Annotated in this window: 18 protein-coding genes and 2 pseudogenes; 19 read left to right on the top strand and 1 reads right to left on the bottom strand. The window is 36.7% G+C overall.

Features of this window, described 5'->3' with window-relative positions; translation table 11 throughout:
• The first annotated feature begins 149 nt into the window (after positions 1 to 149).
• The 8 genes from mnmE (at position 150) to J2Z81_RS04985 (ending at position 9,372) form a co-directional block, all read left to right on the top strand.
• Entirely contained in the window at positions 150 to 1,526 is a 1,377-nt protein-coding gene (gene mnmE, locus J2Z81_RS05020) for a tRNA uridine-5-carboxymethylaminomethyl(34) synthesis GTPase MnmE (RefSeq protein WP_226370851.1), read from the top strand.
• A 61-nt stretch (positions 1,527 to 1,587) separates the two neighbouring features.
• Positions 1,588 to 3,474: a tRNA uridine-5-carboxymethylaminomethyl(34) synthesis enzyme MnmG gene (mnmG, locus tag J2Z81_RS05015; protein ID WP_029268964.1), complete on the top strand. Its 1,887-nt coding sequence runs from the start codon at positions 1,588 to 1,590 to the stop codon at positions 3,472 to 3,474.
• 26 nt (positions 3,475 to 3,500) lie between these two features.
• On the top strand, positions 3,501 to 4,217 hold the full coding sequence (gene rsmG / locus J2Z81_RS05010) for a 16S rRNA (guanine(527)-N(7))-methyltransferase RsmG (RefSeq protein ID WP_226370850.1): 717 nt from the start codon (positions 3,501 to 3,503) through the stop codon (positions 4,215 to 4,217).
• 388 nt (positions 4,218 to 4,605) lie between these two features.
• A complete protein-coding gene (gene noc, locus J2Z81_RS05005) occupies positions 4,606 to 5,466 on the top strand; it encodes a nucleoid occlusion protein (RefSeq protein WP_029268962.1) in 861 nt (286 codons plus the stop codon).
• Between the two features lie 318 nt (positions 5,467 to 5,784).
• Positions 5,785 to 6,558: a ParA family protein gene (locus tag J2Z81_RS05000; protein ID WP_029268961.1), complete on the top strand. Its 774-nt coding sequence runs from the start codon at positions 5,785 to 5,787 to the stop codon at positions 6,556 to 6,558.
• Complete coding sequence (locus tag J2Z81_RS04995; protein ID WP_029268959.1) at positions 6,539 to 7,381, top strand: ParB/RepB/Spo0J family partition protein; 843 nt, start codon at positions 6,539 to 6,541, stop codon at positions 7,379 to 7,381. Before J2Z81_RS05000 ends, J2Z81_RS04995 begins: the two co-directional genes overlap by 20 nt.
• 108 nt (positions 7,382 to 7,489) lie before the next feature.
• Positions 7,490 to 8,647, top strand: a complete 1,158-nt coding sequence (locus J2Z81_RS04990; protein ID WP_319023822.1) for an aminotransferase class V-fold PLP-dependent enzyme — start codon at positions 7,490 to 7,492, stop codon at positions 8,645 to 8,647.
• 20 nt (positions 8,648 to 8,667) lie between these two features.
• Complete coding sequence (locus J2Z81_RS04985) at positions 8,668 to 9,372, top strand: DUF554 domain-containing protein (protein ID WP_029268955.1); 705 nt, start codon at positions 8,668 to 8,670, stop codon at positions 9,370 to 9,372.
• 65 nt (positions 9,373 to 9,437) lie between these two features.
• Here J2Z81_RS04985 and yyaC read toward each other — a convergent pair whose 3' ends face one another.
• Complete coding sequence (gene yyaC, locus J2Z81_RS04980) at positions 9,438 to 10,055, bottom strand: spore protease YyaC (protein ID WP_226370849.1); 618 nt, start codon at positions 10,053 to 10,055, stop codon at positions 9,438 to 9,440.
• An 86-nt stretch (positions 10,056 to 10,141) separates the two neighbouring features.
• On the opposite strand from yyaC, the gene J2Z81_RS04975 reads away from it, so the two are divergent.
• From J2Z81_RS04975 to rpsR, 11 genes and pseudogenes are all read left to right on the top strand, one after another.
• Positions 10,142 to 11,164, top strand: a complete 1,023-nt coding sequence (locus J2Z81_RS04975) for a YkvI family membrane protein (RefSeq protein WP_029268951.1) — start codon at positions 10,142 to 10,144, stop codon at positions 11,162 to 11,164.
• 101 nt (positions 11,165 to 11,265) lie between these two features.
• Positions 11,266 to 12,165, top strand: a complete 900-nt coding sequence (locus J2Z81_RS04970) for a mechanosensitive ion channel family protein (protein ID WP_226374369.1) — start codon at positions 11,266 to 11,268, stop codon at positions 12,163 to 12,165.
• 29 nt (positions 12,166 to 12,194) lie between these two features.
• Entirely contained in the window at positions 12,195 to 12,398 is a 204-nt protein-coding gene (locus J2Z81_RS04965; protein WP_029268948.1) for a DUF951 domain-containing protein, read from the top strand.
• A 193-nt stretch (positions 12,399 to 12,591) separates the two neighbouring features.
• The gene (gene ychF / locus J2Z81_RS04960) at positions 12,592 to 13,692 is read left to right on the top strand and encodes a redox-regulated ATPase YchF (RefSeq protein WP_226370848.1); all 1,101 of its coding nucleotides are present in this window, start codon (positions 12,592 to 12,594) and stop codon (positions 13,690 to 13,692) included.
• A gap of 192 nt (positions 13,693 to 13,884) precedes the next feature.
• Entirely contained in the window at positions 13,885 to 14,175 is a 291-nt protein-coding gene (rpsF, locus tag J2Z81_RS04955) for a 30S ribosomal protein S6 (RefSeq protein ID WP_029265867.1), read from the top strand.
• A 16-nt stretch (positions 14,176 to 14,191) separates the two neighbouring features.
• Positions 14,192 to 14,257: pseudogene (locus J2Z81_RS04950) on the top strand (single-stranded DNA-binding protein); the annotation flags it as partial.
• Between the two features lie 815 nt (positions 14,258 to 15,072).
• Complete coding sequence (locus tag J2Z81_RS04945) at positions 15,073 to 15,285, top strand: hypothetical protein (protein ID WP_226370847.1); 213 nt, start codon at positions 15,073 to 15,075, stop codon at positions 15,283 to 15,285.
• Positions 15,286 to 15,975 carry a reverse transcriptase domain-containing protein gene (locus J2Z81_RS04940; RefSeq protein ID WP_226370846.1) on the top strand — a complete coding sequence of 230 codons (690 nt, stop codon included), beginning with the start codon at positions 15,286 to 15,288 and terminating at the stop codon, positions 15,973 to 15,975.
• Between the two features lie 211 nt (positions 15,976 to 16,186).
• On the top strand, positions 16,187 to 16,993 hold the full coding sequence (locus tag J2Z81_RS04935; protein WP_051681337.1) for an HNH endonuclease: 807 nt from the start codon (positions 16,187 to 16,189) through the stop codon (positions 16,991 to 16,993).
• 174 nt (positions 16,994 to 17,167) lie between these two features.
• Positions 17,168 to 17,566, top strand: a pseudogene (ssb, locus tag J2Z81_RS04930) (single-stranded DNA-binding protein); the annotation flags it as partial.
• Between the two features lie 26 nt (positions 17,567 to 17,592).
• Positions 17,593 to 17,823 carry a 30S ribosomal protein S18 gene (rpsR, locus tag J2Z81_RS04925; protein ID WP_029265865.1) on the top strand — a complete coding sequence of 77 codons (231 nt, stop codon included), beginning with the start codon at positions 17,593 to 17,595 and terminating at the stop codon, positions 17,821 to 17,823.
• Positions 17,824 to 17,967 lie beyond the last annotated feature (144 nt).

Below are 17,967 nucleotides of genomic sequence, written 5' to 3'. Positions count from 1 at the left end.
ATAAAAAATATTTGTGGATAAGTTTATTTTTGCTGTATTTTGTGGTAATCTATTATGTTAGTGGCTATAAAAAGAAAGAAATGCTGCTATAATAAAATAATCATTAAATGCTGTTTATATATATTAATAACGTCTGGGAGGTGACATGAGTGGAGACAGATACAATTACTGCAATTTCCACTCCATCTGGTGAAGGAGCAATTGCAATTGTCAGGTTAAGTGGGCCGGAAGCTATTTCCATTGTGGACAAATTGTTTCAAGGGAAAAGTTTAAATGATGTTGATTCACACACTATTCATTATGGTAAAATAATGGACCCCACAACAGACGAAGTTGCTGAGGAAGTAATGGTTTCTGTGATGCGTGCTCCAAAGACATTTACACGCGAAGATGTGGTAGAAGTGAATTGTCATGGAGGAATGGTAGCAGTAAATCGTGTATTAGAAATTATTCTTAGTCAAGGTGCTCGTTTAGCTGAACCAGGTGAGTTTACCAAACGAGCATTTTTACATGGACGAATCGATTTATCCCAGGCTGAGGCAGTAATGGACTTAATTCGGGCTAAGACAGATAAAGCGATGTCTGTTGCATTAAAACAAATGGATGGGCGTTTATCAGCCCTTATTCAGCAGTTGAGACAAGAGTTATTGGAAACAGTGGCACATGTCGAGGTAAATATTGATTATCCGGAATATGATGATGTCGAAGAAATGTCACATGAAATGATGCAAAAAAAGACGAAGCAAGTCCGTGCAAAAATCGAGGATTTATTACAAGTTGCGAAACAGGGAAAGATATTAAGGGAAGGTATCGGTACGGCAATTATAGGTCGTCCAAATGTAGGGAAATCCTCATTAATGAATACACTTGTGCAAGAAAATAAAGCGATTGTTACTGAAATTCCTGGTACTACGAGAGATATTATTGAAGAGTACGTTAATGTTCGTGGCGTGCCGCTTCGCTTAGTTGATACTGCAGGAATACGTGATACCGAGGATATAGTGGAAAAAATAGGGGTAGAGAGATCACGTCAGGTTTTAAAAGAATCCGATCTTATTTTATTTGTGTTAAATTATAATGAAGCATTGACAGATGAAGATATTAAATTGTTTGAAGCTGTCCAAGGATTAGAATATATCGTTATTATTAATAAAACAGATCTAGAACAAAAACTTGATTTAGAAAAGGTTCGCAAGCTTGCAAACAATCGTCCCGTTGTTACTACTTCATTGATTGAAGAAGAAGGAGTTAATGAACTGGAATCAGCAATTGCTCAGAGCTTTTTCGAAGGCGATATTGACATGGGAGATCTAACCTATGTTTCGAATGTCAGACACATTCAACTATTAAAACAAGCTGCACAAGCTTTAGATGATGCTATGATAGGTTTAGAAAGTGAGATGCCTCTGGATATCGTGCAAATAGATGTAACTCGTTCATGGGAGTTTTTAGGCGAAATAATTGGAGATACTGCTAGTGATAGCTTAATTGATCAGTTATTTTCACAATTTTGTCTTGGGAAATAACGTTAAGATACGTGATTTATTTAATAAATATAAAAATATAAAAACAGAAAGGGTGAAAGTTATGATTTATGATGCTGGACATTATGATGTAATTGTTGTTGGGGCAGGTCATGCTGGGTGTGAAGCAGGCATTGCTGCAGCTCGTATGGGAGCTAAAACATTAATGCTTACGCTAAACCTAGATATGATTGCTTTTATGCCATGTAACCCGTCACTTGGAGGTCCTGCAAAGGGGATCGTCATCCGAGAAGTTGACGCACTTGGAGGTGTGATGGGAAAGGTTATTGATAAAACGTATATTCAAATGCGGATGTTAAATACCGGAAAAGGACCTGCTGTTAGAGCTTTACGAGCACAAGCAGATAAACCATTATACATTCAAGAAATGAAAAGAATCATCGAAAATGAGGAAAATCTAACCTTACACCAAGGAATGGTTGACAGCTTGATTGTAGAAGATGGAGTCTGCAAAGGTGTTGTTACAGAGACAAAAGCGGCATATCATGCAGAAACAGTTATTGTAACAACCGGAACGTTCATGCGCGGTAAAGTTCTAATGGGAGATATCGAATATGAGAGTGGACCAAATAATCAGCGTGTCTCCGTAAAACTATCAGAGAACTTGGAGGAGCTTGGGTTGGATCTTACTCGATTTAAGACTGGTACACCTCCAAGAGTAAACAGTCATACAGTAGACTATTCAAAAACAGAGATACAACCAGGGGATGAGAAACCTCAAGGGTTCTCTTATGAAACAACAGACTATATTACAGATCAGATTCCTTGCTGGTTGACGTATACAAATGAATTTACACACAAAGTAATTAATGACAATTTACAATTATCTGCGATGTATTCTGGCATGAAACGTGGTACTGGGCCTCGATATTGTCCATCCATTGAAGATAAAATTGTACGATTTAATGATAAACCGCGTCATCAAGTATTCTTAGAACCAGAAGGACGAAATACAGAGGAAGTTTATGTTCAAGGATTATCCACTTCACTACCAGAGTATATCCAGCATGAAATTGTAAAATCTGTACCGGGCTTAGAAAATGCGCAAATTATGCGTCCGGGTTATGCCATTGAATATGATGCATTAGTGCCTACACAGCTATGGCCAACACTTGAGACGAAGAAAATCCCAGGATTATTTACTGCTGGTCAAATTAATGGTACTTCAGGTTATGAAGAAGCGGCAGCACAAGGGATTATGTCAGGAATTAATGCAGCTGCCAAAGTGCAAGGAAAAGAGCCATTTATATTGGATCGTTCTCAAGCATATATTGGTGTGCTCATAGATGATCTTGTTACAAAAGGAACAAATGAACCATATCGTTTGTTAACTTCACGAGCTGAATACCGTCTGCTGTTGCGCCATGATAATGCTGATTTGCGCTTAACAGAGATTGGCTATAATTTAGGGTTAATTAAACAAGAACGCTATGACCAATTTGTCGAAAAGAACAGACTTGTCGAAGAAGAGAAAAAACGTTTAAGAAAATTAACAGTTAAACCCGAAGCTCATATACAGGATCTTCTAAAAAGCGTCAATGCAACGCCAATAAAAGAAGCAGTAAAAGCTGGTGATTTACTCAAACGTCCAGAAATAAAATACGAATTAATGGAGCAGATGATTGAATCAGATCCAAGCTTGCCTTTAGAAGTAAAAGAACAAGTGGAAATCCAAATTAAATATGAAGGTTATATTAAAAAAGCAAATGAACAAGTGGCTCGCATGCTAAAAATGGAAGATAAAAAGATCCCGGATAACTTGGATTATGACGATGTAAGCGGCATTGCTACAGAAGCGAAGGAAAAATTAAAGAGAGTTCGTCCATTATCAATCGGGCAAGCATCTCGAATTTCTGGAGTAAATCCCGCTGATATTTCAATTTTAGCGATTTATATCGAACAAGGTAAAATAGCACGTGTTGCCAATTAAAATAAAGCTTAGCAAGGAGATATTCCATGAATCCAGAACAGTTTGCAAGTGAATTACAAAAAAAGGGTATTGAATTAAGTAACCATCAACTGGACCAATTTGCGATTTATTTTAAAACCTTGGTGGATTGGAATGAAAAAATAAACCTTACCGCTTTGACGGCTGAAGCAGATGTCTATTTAAAACATTTTTATGATTCCATCACTGCTGCATTTTATCATGATTTTCAAAGTGTGAAACATATTTGTGATGTGGGAGCAGGAGCTGGGTTTCCCAGCATCCCTCTCAAAATATGTTTCCCACATTTACATATAACCATTGTCGACTCACTGAAGAAACGAATCGGTTTTTTAAATCATCTAGCGGAACAACTTAATCTGGATCATGTCGCTTTTTATCATAGCAGAGCAGAAGACTTTGGTAAAAACAGCAAATGCAGGGAAAGTTTTGACATCGTTATGGCTCGAGCAGTGGCCCGTATGTCTGTTTTGAGTGAATTATGTCTTCCACTATGCAAAAAAGATGGTTTATTTATGGCGATGAAAGGTTCTCAAGCCCAGGAGGAATTAACGAGTGCGAAAAAAGCGATCGATGTTTTGGGCGGAGAAATAAAACATACACATACATTTTCACTACCACAGGAAGATAGTGAACGGTCTATTATCATAATCAATAAACAAAGGAAAACACCGAAAAAATATCCGAGAAAAGCAGGAACACCAAATAAAAGTCCGATTGAATAAAAATTAAACACTTCGAGTAAGAATGATTTGATGCATTTCATATTTTTTTACGTATAAATATGGTAGAATGAAATAGAAACAGAACACGTTGAAAAGTGATATCATCTTTACGCAGCAGTTTTCCTGCGGCGTTTTTTCTTATCATTTCCAAATCTAGTGCATATGTGAAAAAAATAGCTTAGACGTTCTATATTGTGACCTCCAATTTCATATTAATTAGGAAATTTGCATTTTTACTCCCTTTCAGAATAAAATAGACTCATAGACGATATTCCTTCAAACGGTTTTATACTAAAATGTTCCACGTGAAACAATTTTATTTTATATAGATGTATTTGTTGTTCTTAATATACTTTTTAAGTTTGAAAACTAAAGGTGGTGTCTGATGGTGTTACATCCTTTTAACCGAATCTTTGGTTTGGGAGATAAATCAGATTCTGAATCGGAAAAAGAGGCCTATCATCCGGATGAAGTAATCCAACTTCCTGTAAAAAACATTAGAGCGAATCGATATCAACCAAGATCAATTTTTAATGAGGAAAAAATAAAGGAACTAGCTCAAACGATACATACACACGGAATGATCCAGCCAATTGTAGTTCGAAAATTGGAGGAGGATTTCTATGAAATAATAGCAGGGGAACGAAGATGGCGAGCCGCTCAATTACTAGAGTGGGAAAATATTTCTGCGATTATTCGAGAAATGACGGACGCAGAAACTGCCTCTGTAGCCTTAATTGAAAATTTACAACGGGAAGAACTTACAGTTGTTGAAGAGGCAAATGCATATGCCAGCCTCCTGGAACTTCATAATTTAACTCAAGAGGCACTAGCACAGCGATTGGGAAAAAACCAATCAACGATTGCAAATAAATTGCGCCTGTTAAAACTGCCAGAAGAAGTGCAACAAGCATTATTAGATAAAAAAATTACAGAACGGCATGCCCGTGCGTTGATAAAATTACAAGATCCAGAAGCACAGATAAAACTGTTAGAAGATATATTGGAACATGATTTAAATGTTAAACAAACTGAAGAGCAAATTGCAAAAAGAAACTCTCCAAAAGAAAGTAAGAAGAAAAAGCGCCCTAAATTAAAAGGGGTCAATAAAGATATACGGATAGCAATGAATACGATCCGTCAATCATTAACAATGGTTTCTGATACAGGAATTGATGTAGAATCAGATGAGAAAGATTTAGATGATTATTATCAAATTACAATAAAAATACCAAAAAAGAAATCATAATATTATTCATTTATTCGTAATAAATCGGAAAAAAACTTTTAAAAACGAACACACTGGCTTTATTCAGTACCCATCTTTAACGGAAGATGGGTATTTTTACACAATAGATATTCAAAAATTAAGCTTTTCTAACAAAAAGGCGATTCATCGTATTTTTTATTAAAAAAATGATACGATGTAATAGAATCTATTTTGGTTTTTTCCATGATAGAAAATATACTCGTTTAATAGGATGTTTGCATAACAAATAGAGACATATGAATCGCTACAATTTCACAATTTGCGAGAATTTAAGTTTTCAAATAGGTAGGTGTCAAGATGGGGAAAGTAATAGCCATTGCAAACCAAAAGGGTGGCGTAGGGAAGACAACAACATCAGTGAATTTAAGTGCATGTCTCGCACAATTAGGAAATCGAGTCCTGGTTGTGGATACAGACCCACAAGGAAATTTGACAAGTGGGGTAGGAGTTAATAAAGCTGACATGGATCAGTGTGTATACAATGTATTAGTAGAGGATTTACCGGCAGAAAACGTTTGTGTTCCAACAAATATAGACAGGCTAGATATTATTCCTGCGACAATCCAACTTGCTGGAGCAGAAATTGAATTGGTGCCAACAATTTCTCGGGAAATTCGCTTAAAAAAATCGTTAGATAGCCTAAAGGAGAATTATGATTACATTATCATCGATTGTCCTCCTTCTTTAGGGTTGTTAACAATTAACGCATTAACATCATCTGACAGTGTACTAATACCTGTACAATGTGAGTTTTATGCTTTGGAAGGATTAAGTCAATTATTAAATACAATAAGACTTGTCCAAAAACATTTAAATAAGCAATTAATGATTGAAGGTGTTTTGTTAACAATGCTGGATGCTAGAACGAATCTGGGAATCCAGGTAATTGAGGAAGTTAAAAAATATTTCCAGGATAAGGTTTATAAATCGGTCATTCCTAGAAATGTTAGATTGGGAGAGGCTCCTAGTCATGGTAAACCGATTATTGTCTATGATCCAAAATCAAGAGGTGCTGAAGTATATCTTGAATTAGCGAAGGAAGTGATGGAAAGTGGCGAAAGGGTTAGGTAAAGGTATCAATGCTTTTTTCCCTGATTTGGAAGCAGAAGATCATGATTCAATTCAAGAAATAGCGATCAATAAATGCAGACCAAATCCTTATCAACCCAGAAAAACGTTTCATGCAGATTCGATTGAAGAATTAAAAGAGTCCATTTTAGAATATGGTATCATCCAACCTTTGATTGTTCGGGAGAGTATCAAAGGTTATGAAATTGTTGTCGGAGAAAGACGCTTTCGTGCAGCTAAAGAGGCAGGCCTTGATACAATTCCTGTTATCATAAAGGAATTGTCTGACGAGAAAATGATGGAGCTGGCTTTATTAGAAAACCTTCAACGAGAGGATTTAACACCGATCGAAGAAGCGCAGGCATATGCAAATTTAATGAATGAATTAAAGGTCACGCAGGAGGAATTATCTAAAAGGCTGGGGAAAAGCCGGTCACATATAGCAAATATCGTACGTCTGTTAACATTACCAGAACAAGTTATTGCTTATATTAATAATGGGGAGTTATCCATGGGCCATGGACGTGCTTTATTAGGTTTAAAAGAAAAGGATAAAGTCATTCCGTTTGTCAATAAAATCCGCAATGAAAAATTAAATGTACGTCAAGTTGAAAAATTAGTAATTCGATTAAACGAAAAGCCAAAGGCAGTTAAAAAAGCAAATAAAGATAAAAAGGATATTTTTATTCAGGAAAGAGAATCGGTATTAAGAGATCGGTTAGGAACTTCTGTAAATATTCAGCGCGGAAAACGAAAAGGGAAAATTGAAATAGAATTTTATACAGATGATGACCTTGATCGTATTATCAATGTATTGGAACATTGACCTAATTCAAGAGAATGAATGCAAAGGCTGACGTAGTGAAATGATATTTCCATGTCAGCCTTTTTTATGCTAAAATATTCAAAAAATTCACTGAAGGAAGGCAGGGTAATGATGATATATTTTGACCAAGCAGCTTCATCCTTTCCAAAACCGTCCGAAGTAACGGATGCAGTCGTAAAAGCACTCAATGAAATAGGAGCAAACCCTGGCAGAGGAGGACATGCTTTAGCAAGGAAAGCAGCGAATATTATTCAGCAAACAAGGGAAAAAGCTTCCAATTTATTTGGTTGTAGTAATCCCAAACGTGCTTTATTTTATCCAAATGCTACCGTTGCTTTAAATCAGGCAATCAAGGGTTTGACCTGGCAGAAGGGTGATCATATTATCACAACTTCTGTGGAGCATAATTCGATTCGGCGCCCACTTGAGAACGTAAAACATACATATGATCTTTCTGTTTCTTATATTCCTTGGAGAGAAAATAGGGAGCAATTTTTGGAGCTTGTTAAGAAAGAAATAAGAAGCGAAACAAAGTTAATTGCTATTACACATGCATCAAATGTTACTGGGTCTATCCTCCCCTTAGATGACATAACAAACATTGCAAAGGAACAGAACCTAATAACGCTTGTTGATGCTTCTCAAACGGCAGGACATATACCGCTAGATATGAAAAAACAAAAAATAGATATGTTGGCATTTCCAGGACATAAGGGACTACTCGGGCCACAAGGGACTGGAATGCTGTTAGTGGAAGGTAATCTAGATTTGAGACCAATACATCACGGCGGCACAGGAAGCTTTTCAGAAGATCCAAACCAGCCAGAGCAATGGCCGGAAAAATTAGAAAGCGGCACATTAAATACGCCTGGTGTAGCGGGTTTACATGCCGCCTTGGAAGTATATGAACAAAATCGAGAAAAAATTGTTCCACGTGAAACAATGTTAATCAGTCAGCTTGTTTCAGGTCTAAAAAGAATCGAAGGAATCAAGTGTTTTGGACCAAATGTTGATGAAAATAGAATGCCAATCGCAGCCTTTAATATCAATAACATTGATTCGCAGGAAGTTGCTATGATATTAGATACACACTATCAAATTGCTGTTCGAGCAGGATTGCACTGCAGTCCATTAACACATGATACATTAAAAACAATCGACCAAGGGATAGTCAGAGTTAGTTTAAATCGATTTAATACGAAAGAAGAAATCCATTTATTTTTACGTGCTATCAAAGAAATCGTTGAAGCATATCAGGCTATATAATAAAAAATGGAGTTGTTGAGATGGTTCTATACGGAACAATTGTAAATGGGATTTGTATTATCGCAGGAAGCATTTTAGGCCTTTTTTTTACGAAAATACCAGAAAGGTATAAAACGACAGTGATGCATGGGATTGGGCTGGCCGTTATACTAATCGGTTTACAAATGGCCTTTTCTACTGAAGTAATTATCGTTGTTCTTTTAAGTATGCTTTCAGGGGCAATAATCGGCGAATTTTTCGATGTTGAGGAAAAGCTAAATCGTCTGGGTACATGGGTTGGGAGTAAATTTGCATCTGCAGATGATCATTCCGGCATTGCGCAAGGTTTTGTTACGGCTTCATTAATATTTGGAATTGGGGCGATGTCTACCTTAGGGGCATTGGATAGTGGGCTTCGTGGTGATCATGAAGTTTTACTAACGAAGAGTGTGCTGGATGGTTTTGTAGGTTTAGTATTGACAACTACATTTGGAATTGGTGTCATGTTTTCAGTTATCCCTGTTGTTCTTTATGAAGGCTCTATTGCGCTGCTTGCAACACAAATAGAAAAATGGGTGCCGGAATCTCTTTTAAACGGTCTCATTGTTGAATTAACCGCTGTAGGAGGACTTATCATTCTGGCAATTGGACTTAATATATTAAAAGTGACGGAAATACGAATTGGGAATCTTTTGCCGGCGATCGTAACCGTAGGATTTATCTATTATATTTATCAACTCGTCTAGTGAAGACATTGTATTTATTAGAAGGCTCTCTTTAAAGAAGGAGAGCCTTTTTAAAAATTCGTTGGTTATATAGAACGTTTAAGTTTTGAAGGGGCTACAACAGCTGATAATGTTTGATCATATGTTAAACGTTGATCAATGACATCTAACAAATCTGCAATTTGATTAGCCATATCGACAACTACTGATAGTCTTGTGTTTTGTAATACATTGTATTCCATAAATCCACTAATATTAACTACACCTGTAATATGGACATCACCAATAGGGGGGAGGGGTTTATTTAGTGCTGCCCCCGGCTTTAAGGGACCTAACCCCGTAATAATGTCTCCAACAGACGTAGTCTTGCCCAAACAGGCGTCAACGGCTATAATGTAGGGGTTTTTATGTCTCCTTTTGATGGTATCCATCGATATTTCTAAATTTGTAGCATGAATCGGATGATGTAAGGTCCCATAAATGGACATATATTTCGGTTCTTTTTCAGAGAGAAATGTGCCGGCTAGTGGCCCTAAAGCATCTCCAGTAGATCGATCTGTCCCTATAAAAATAGCCACATACTCCCGTGGAACTGCAGGAAACCATGAAATGATTTGCTCACTCACTTTTTCAAAAAAATGAGGATCGGTATGCGGTAATCGTAGTTGCTTATTTTTTTCTGAAGTTCTCCTTTTTAGATTCATAGCTTATCCTCCACAAACATATTGGTATAGTATACGGTCAAATTTAAATTTCTATACATAGATACTGAATAAATGGAGGAAATGCAATGTGGAGAGCAGGATTTAAATGGATGTTTTTAATTATTGGGACAACAATCGGAGCGGGGTATGCATCTGGTAGGGAGTTGTGGGAATTTTTTGGGCATGAAAGTGGACTGGCCATTCTTTTGTTTGTTATCTTCTTTACCATATCATGCATTGTCATTATGAATATTAGCTACCAACGGCAATCATCTGACTATTTACCGGTGCTGCGCAAGATTGTTGGAGATAAATTAACGAAGATATATGATATTATGATATTCTTGTATTTATTTACGACCACTGTTGTTATGATTGCAGGCAGTGGAGCAACGGGACAATCTTTTAACCTATCTTATTGGTGGGGGGTTGCCGTCATTGTTATTGCTTTAATTGTTTTATTCTTTCGAGATATAAATGGGCTGCTGTCTATTAATGAGTATATTTTACCGCTTTTGCTTAGCGGATTATTATATGTATTGTTATTATTCACCTTTGACCAAGATTTGTCCTTGTTTTCCCATTGGCATGAACAGCGTAATTGGACTGCCGCTTTCTCATTTTCAGCATTAAATGTATTACCTTTAATAGCGGTCATTGGGGCAATTGGAAATAAAATTCATTCCAAACAAGAAATATGGATTGCTAGTGTGGGGAGTGGGCTCATACTAGGAGTTATATCCTATATTTACAATAATAGTCTTATTTACATTGCAGATGAAATTCTTTTATATGAAATCCCCTTATTTGCAATTTTAAAAAATTATCCAATTGAAATGTTGATTTTTATATCGATTTTGTTGTGGTTTGCTGTTTTTACAACAGCCGCCGCAGGAATATTAGGAATTGTAACTCGTCTGCAGCATTTTTTTAATATTCCTTTATGGATGTTAGTGATTATTATTTTAACTACCATGGTTCCGTTAACGATATTTGGTTTTTCAACACTCGTAGCATATATCTATCCAATTTACGGGATATTGAACTTATATGTATTAACACGCCTATTACTTTATCCATTTTGGGGGGCTAGTCGAAAACACGAATAAAAAGTCACTTTACTTTCATAACTAGGGTGTATGGTGTAAAATTTAATTGTTATATGAAGATTTTACACGTTGTGAAAAAAAGGTTTTTGGAGGTTTTTAGTTTGGGTGCAGTTAACAATCAATTCATGAAACTATGGGATTATATAACAGGACCTGAACTATGGGCAACGTTAAGCAAAGGTTTTATAAAAATAGTAATCATTATTATTTTAGCTAAATTAGTTATTAAAATAGGTAAAAAGATAACGGAGCAAATTTTTCAAAGTAAACAACGCGGACCAATTCGAATTACAGCGCGGAGAGAGGCAACACTTAAAAAATTAATTCAAAACATGATATCCTACATTATCTATTTTATGGCTCTTGTGATGATTTTGGATACGTTAACAATTAAAATTGGCCCGCTTTTAGCTGGTGCAGGGGTTGCCGGGCTAGCAATTGGTTTTGGAGCACAAAACCTTGTTCGCGATATTATATCAGGATTTTTCATTATTTTTGAAGATCAATTTTCTGTCGGCGATTATGTATTCACCTCTGGAGTAGAAGGAACTGTTGAGGAAATTGGTCTTCGAACGACAAAAATTCAAAGTTGGACAGGCGAACAAAACGTAATTCCTAATGGAAGTATAACACAAGTAACGAACTATTCGATTCATAATGGATTAGCCGTCGTTGATATTAATATCCCTTATGAAAGTGATATTGAAACAGCGGAAAAAGTGATTGAAAGAGTAGTTGGCGAGTTACCTGATAAATATGAAGAAATTGTAACGATTCCAGAGATTTTGGGAGTGCAAACATTAGAATTATCTCACTATGTTATTCGTGTAGTTGCTGAGACACTGCCAGTGTATCAATGGGCAGGTGCACGTATGATCCGAAAAGAAGTAAAAGAAGCATTGTACAATGAGGGTATCGAAATTCCATCACCTCGTCTCGTCATGTATTCCCGGAATGAAAATGCTACTGGATTAGAAATGGAACGGGAAAGAGAACAATAACGTTAACATTTTAGAAGGGAGAACATTTCATGGCAGATAAAGAATTTGGATTAAATGACGTTGTGCAAATGAAAAAGCAACACCCTTGCGGTGAAAATAGCTGGAGAATCATTCGTATGGGAATGGATATCCGTATTAAGTGTCAGGGATGTGACCATAGTGTAATGATTCCGCGTAAGGAATTTACAAAAAAGGTGAAAAAAATATTGGAAAAAGCGGATGAAACGAAATAATGTACCGCTTTTCAAGAATAAAATTGATCATTCAACATGAAAAAAGATACTTTAATAGATAAAGGTTTAAAAATAAGCATAGATCTATGCTTATTTTTAACTTTTGAATGCTTGTCAATTAATTATAATAAATCTATAATTGGGATGACTATCTTAGTTCACGTGAATGAAATCCTTAAGGAGTGGAAGTTGAATGGCGTTAACAGCAGGAATAGTCGGTCTTCCTAATGTTGGGAAATCAACCTTATTTAATGCGATTACCCAAGCAGGAGCAGAATCGGCAAACTATCCATTTTGTACAATTGATCCAAACGTAGGTATTGTAGAAGTACCTGATGATCGTTTGAATAAATTAACAGAATTAGTAAAACCAAAAAAGACCATACCCACAGCATTTGAATTTACAGATATAGCAGGTATTGTAGAAGGAGCAAGCAAGGGTGAAGGGTTAGGAAACCAATTCCTATCGCATATTCGCCAAGTAGATGCAATTTGTCATGTTGTCCGCTGTTTTCAGGATGACAATATTACGCATGTTTCTGGAAAAATTAATCCAATTGATGACATTGAAATTATTAATTTGGAATTAATCTTAGCAGACTTAGAAACGGTTAACAAAAGGTATGAGCGTGTAGAAAAACTTGCACGTCAAAAGGATAAGGAAGCAGTAGCAGAGTTTAATGTAATGAAAAAGTTAAAAGAAGGTTTGGAAGCAGAAAAACCTGCACGTTCGCTGGAATTTACGTACGAGCAAATGAAATATGTGAAACAGCTTCATTTATTAACAAGCAAATCTGTATTGTACGTTGCAAATGTTAGTGAAGATGAAATAACAGCCCCAGACGCTAATGAGAATGTGCAAAAAGTGAAAGCATATGCAGCTGAAGAAAACGCAGAAGTGATTGTTGTTTGTGCAAAAATTGAAGCAGAAATTGCAGAGTTGGATCAAGAAGAAAAGGAAATGTACCTTGAAGAGTTAGGAATCCCTGAATCTGGTTTAGATCAGCTAATTAAAGCAACATATGAGTTGTTAGGACTGGCAACGTATTTTACAGCTGGTGAACAAGAAGTGCGTGCATGGACTTTCCGTAAAGGAATTAAAGCACCACAAGCGGCAGGTATTATTCATTCTGATTTTGAACGTGGTTTTATTCGTGCAGAGACGGTATCCTATGAGGACCTTGCTCAGAATGGATCAATGGCTCAAGCACGTGAAAAAGGAAAAGTCCGTCTGGAAGGAAAAGATTATATTGTCGAAGACGGCGATGTTATTCACTTCCGCTTTAATGTATAAGTTTTTTAAAATTCGAATGATATAACGAAGAAAAGGATTCTCGAATAGTTGTTTTTCAGAAAAAAATTTAGTATACTTAATTCTTGTGAGTAATTAAATTTCAAGATTACTCCTTGCTCTGATGAAAATAGGCACATTCGTGTTGTTTATTTTTTTCAAAGGAGCCGCTAAGACCAAAAGGAGGTGTAACGGATGAGAAAATATGAAATCATGTACATCATCCGCCCAGATATCGAAGAGGAAGCTCAAACAGCTTTGATTGAGCGTTTTAACAAAGTTTTAACTGATAATGGCGCGGAAATTGAAAAAGTTGATGAAAAAGGCAAGAAACGTTTTGCTTATGAAATCAATGACTACCGTGATGGATACTATATACTTATTAACTTCAAAGGCAATACAGAAGCAGTTAATGAATTTGACCGCCTAGCGAAGTTTTCTGATGATATACTCCGTCATATGGCAATTCGAGAAGATGATCAATAATTAAGGAGTGGTTCTGATGTTAAATCGAGTCGTACTTGTCGGCAGGTTGACGAAGGATCCTGATCTACGTTATACACGTGCGCCACGTTCTGCATAACCGTTGATATGACGGAAAAAGCAGCGTGCTAGCATCTAATTAATGTTAGTAAAAAACTCTAACAATGAACTCCTCTGTGAAAGTCAGAGGTCACACAGAATCTAATATAACAGGGAACACCTCCTTAAGGATTTGAGCTAATAGCTCAATAGCGTTCGTAATGTTATATGTGTGCAGTCTAAAACCCCTACATGCTATTTCAATCTGACAATTGGAATGGTATGAAGCTAGGTGAGGTCGTAACCCGAGTAACCTAAGTTTTCATTGTTGAAAATATGGTGAATGTGGTGCGGGATTCCTTAAAAACTTTTCTATGACTACCAACAGTAGTGGGAACTCATGCAGTCTCGTAACGTAGTATTATCCGTGAAAACGGGTAAAATGTAATTCGCGGTTTGTTGTTGTGTGTTCAACTTACTGCCCCATACCTTGAAACAGGATGGGAGATACAATACTAACTAAGATTCAGAGTTGTATCATGAATTACCGGGATAGGGTGAGAGTCTAAGGATAAGTAAATGAAGGGATAGTTGTTAGGGAACGTGGGAGAGCCTATCAAGAGGAGGATGTCAGTCTGTAGAGATTTGATAGGAAGTCAGGAGTTCCATAGTAGTGTGGAAGCAGGGTAATGCCTGTGGAGCGAAGGGAACTAGTCGTTTCTAAGAGATGGTTATTAAAACAAGAGATTATACAAAACGTCATTTGGTTAACGTTATAGGTACAGGCGTGTACTTATAATAATTGCTAATCCACTCTTGTAAGCTTTATATCTTTCTTACTAAGAAGGATGTGAGAACAAAGTGGAGGTTAATTACCAAATCGAGTCTGAAAAGGACTTGAAGCAGACTCTGGACAGATTATACCAACATTCCAGAGAGGGGAAATCCCTAAATGGTCTTTATGAAATTATCATCAATGAACATACCATCATAACTGCTATTCATGACATCAAGTCAAATAAAGGCAGTATGACGGCGGGTATCGATAGAAAAACCATAAACCATTTTCTATAAATGCCAAGAGAAAAACTTATTCGCACGGTGTTAACGGCTTGTGGAAATTACAATCCGAAGCCAGCGAGAAGAAAGCATATACCGAAAGGAAATACGGGAAAAACCAGACCGCTGGGCATTCCTACTATGCTTGATAGAATTATCCAACAATGCGTAAAAACTGTTATTGAACCAATCATTGAGGCTAAGCTATACGAACATAGCTATGGATTCAGACCGTATAGGTCAACCCATGATGCTATTGCTAGGATAGCACACCTTATTAATATTGGAAGATACAGATACGTCATTGAAGGAGATATTAAAGGCTATTTTGATAATATAAACCATGCAGTACTAATGCGTAAGTTGCATAAAATAGGCATTATCGATAAAAGAGTTTTAGCGATTATCAAGAAAATGCTTAAATCTGGCATCATAGAAGAAGATTTCAAATTCTATGACATAGATAAAGGTACTCCACAAGGTGGAATCATTAGCCCTATCTTAGCAAACGTCTATCTAAATGACTTTGACTGGATGGTTTCAAGCAGATATGAGAATCCATATTTCTCAGAGGAATTTGCTAATGTCAAAAATGCCCGTAGGAAATTTCGGAGGGTAGGCAGACAACCTGTTTTTCTTGTAAGGTATGCGCAGATGATTGGGTCATATTCACGAAAACCAAAGAAGAGGCTACAAGGTATCTAAAATATTTAAAGAAATATTTTAGTGCAAAGCTGAACTTAGAGTTATCGGAAGAAAAGACACTAATCACTGACTTACAGGAAAGTAGAATGAAGTTTCTTGGTTTCGAAATAGGACTTGCAAGACCTCGTAGGTCAATAGGAAGGACTGGAAACCAAAAGAAACATGAGTTATATGCCAAAATATTGCCTGATTCAAATAATATTAGGCCTAAATGGCGGAAATTCTCAAGGATATTAGACAGATTAGGAGAACACAATGCGATTATCAGAAAGCAGTAATCATTGAAAAAGTGAACTCCAAAATTATAGGTATGGCTGAATATTATAAAATAGCCGTCTGGACAAAAATATTCGATTCATTTGATAATAAAATCTTTACGACTTGTCATTACACTTGGAAAAAGCTTTATCGAAACCAAAATAATGGAAAAGATAAGGCGAACCTGAAAAAGTTTTCCCAGCTTTCCAACAGACAATCGAGACATGCAAAATATACTGCTGAAACTCATGCTGTTGAAGTAGAGGGGCAATGGATAGGAATTACAAAATTCTTACACACATCTTCTGAAGACCCAAAAAATTTTAATCAAAAGATGACACCTTTTACCGAAAAGGGAAGAGAACTCTACTATAAGAAGGCGAAAATGAAGGGAAGACTTAACAGACCACCATTGTATGACAAAAATGAAGATATTTTTAGATTGGCGAAACATAATCTAAATAGTTCTAACCGAGAGAATATCCGTAAATATAACTTCGAGTTCTACATGAACAGAGAGTATGCATTTAACAGAGACAGAGGGAAATGTAAAATATGTGTCGACGATATTTTACCGTCAGACCTGCATTGTCATCACGTTAACCCAAAACTACCCCTCGACAAAGTTAACAAAGTAAGCAATCTAGCTAGCCTGCACAAAGGATGTCATGAGCTAATTCATGCTAATGATCTACCTAGTGACAGCAAAATAGCTGAGAGAGTCGAGAAATATAAAGCTAAACTCAAAAGTGGCATTTAGCTAAGTCGTATAGTATAACACTATCTCGTCAAATTACGGATCCAATTTGATTCTGTCATGGTAAAACATGACGGATTGGAAACGATGGCGTGCCGTATGCGATGAAAGTCGCACGTGCGGTACTAATGGGGGGAAAAGCTGGAGATAACTTCAAAGGCTTACCTATCCATATCAAATGGCGTTGCTGTAGCTAACTTTACAGTTGCAGTTAATCGGCCTTTTACAAACCAGCAAGGGAATCGTGATGCTGATTTTATTAATTGTGTTGTTTGGCGCAGGCCCGCAGAAAATCTTGCTAACTATATGAAAAAAGGTAGTATGGTAGGTGTCGACGGTCGTGTTCAAACACGTACTTTCGAAGGACAAGATGGAAAGACTGTATTTGTAACGGAGATCGTTGCAGATAGTGTACAATTCCTGGAATCAAAAGGTTCCTCTCAAACAAGAGGACAAGATCCATCAGGATTTCAGCCAAATCATAACCAGAACCAATTCCAGACTCAACATGAAGAGGACCCGTTTAAGAACAACGGAGAGCCTATCGATATATCAGATGATGATTTACCATTCTAAAATTTCATTTAAAGGAGGAGTTATAAATGGCAGTTCGTCGCGGACGTGCAAAGCGTCGTAAAGTGTGTTATTTCACATCAAATGGAATTACACATATTGATTATAAAGATATTGATTTGCTAAAACGTTTCGTTTCAGAACGTGGAAAAATTCTTCCTCGTCGTGTAACAGGAACATCTGCTAAATATCAGCGTAAACTTACAAAAGCAATCAAACGTGCTCGTACTATGGCATTATTACCTTTTGTAACGGATTGACCGCGTCAAAAACCTCTAAATCCAGCTCATACTGGATTTAGAGGTTTTTTAGTGCGCCCAGCATGGGCTATAACTTGGTGGTGAAAGTCCACTACAGGCTTGGCAGTAGGAACTGTTAGCTGAAAGCAAGGGTGTCCATTGCGA

The sequence above is a fragment of the Virgibacillus alimentarius genome (assembly GCF_017874635.1).
Lineage (GTDB): Bacteria > Bacillota > Bacilli > Bacillales > Amphibacillaceae > Virgibacillus_B > Virgibacillus_B alimentarius.
The sequence above is the reverse complement of the archived record's forward strand: the minus strand, read 5'-3'. Positions and strand labels throughout refer to the sequence as shown.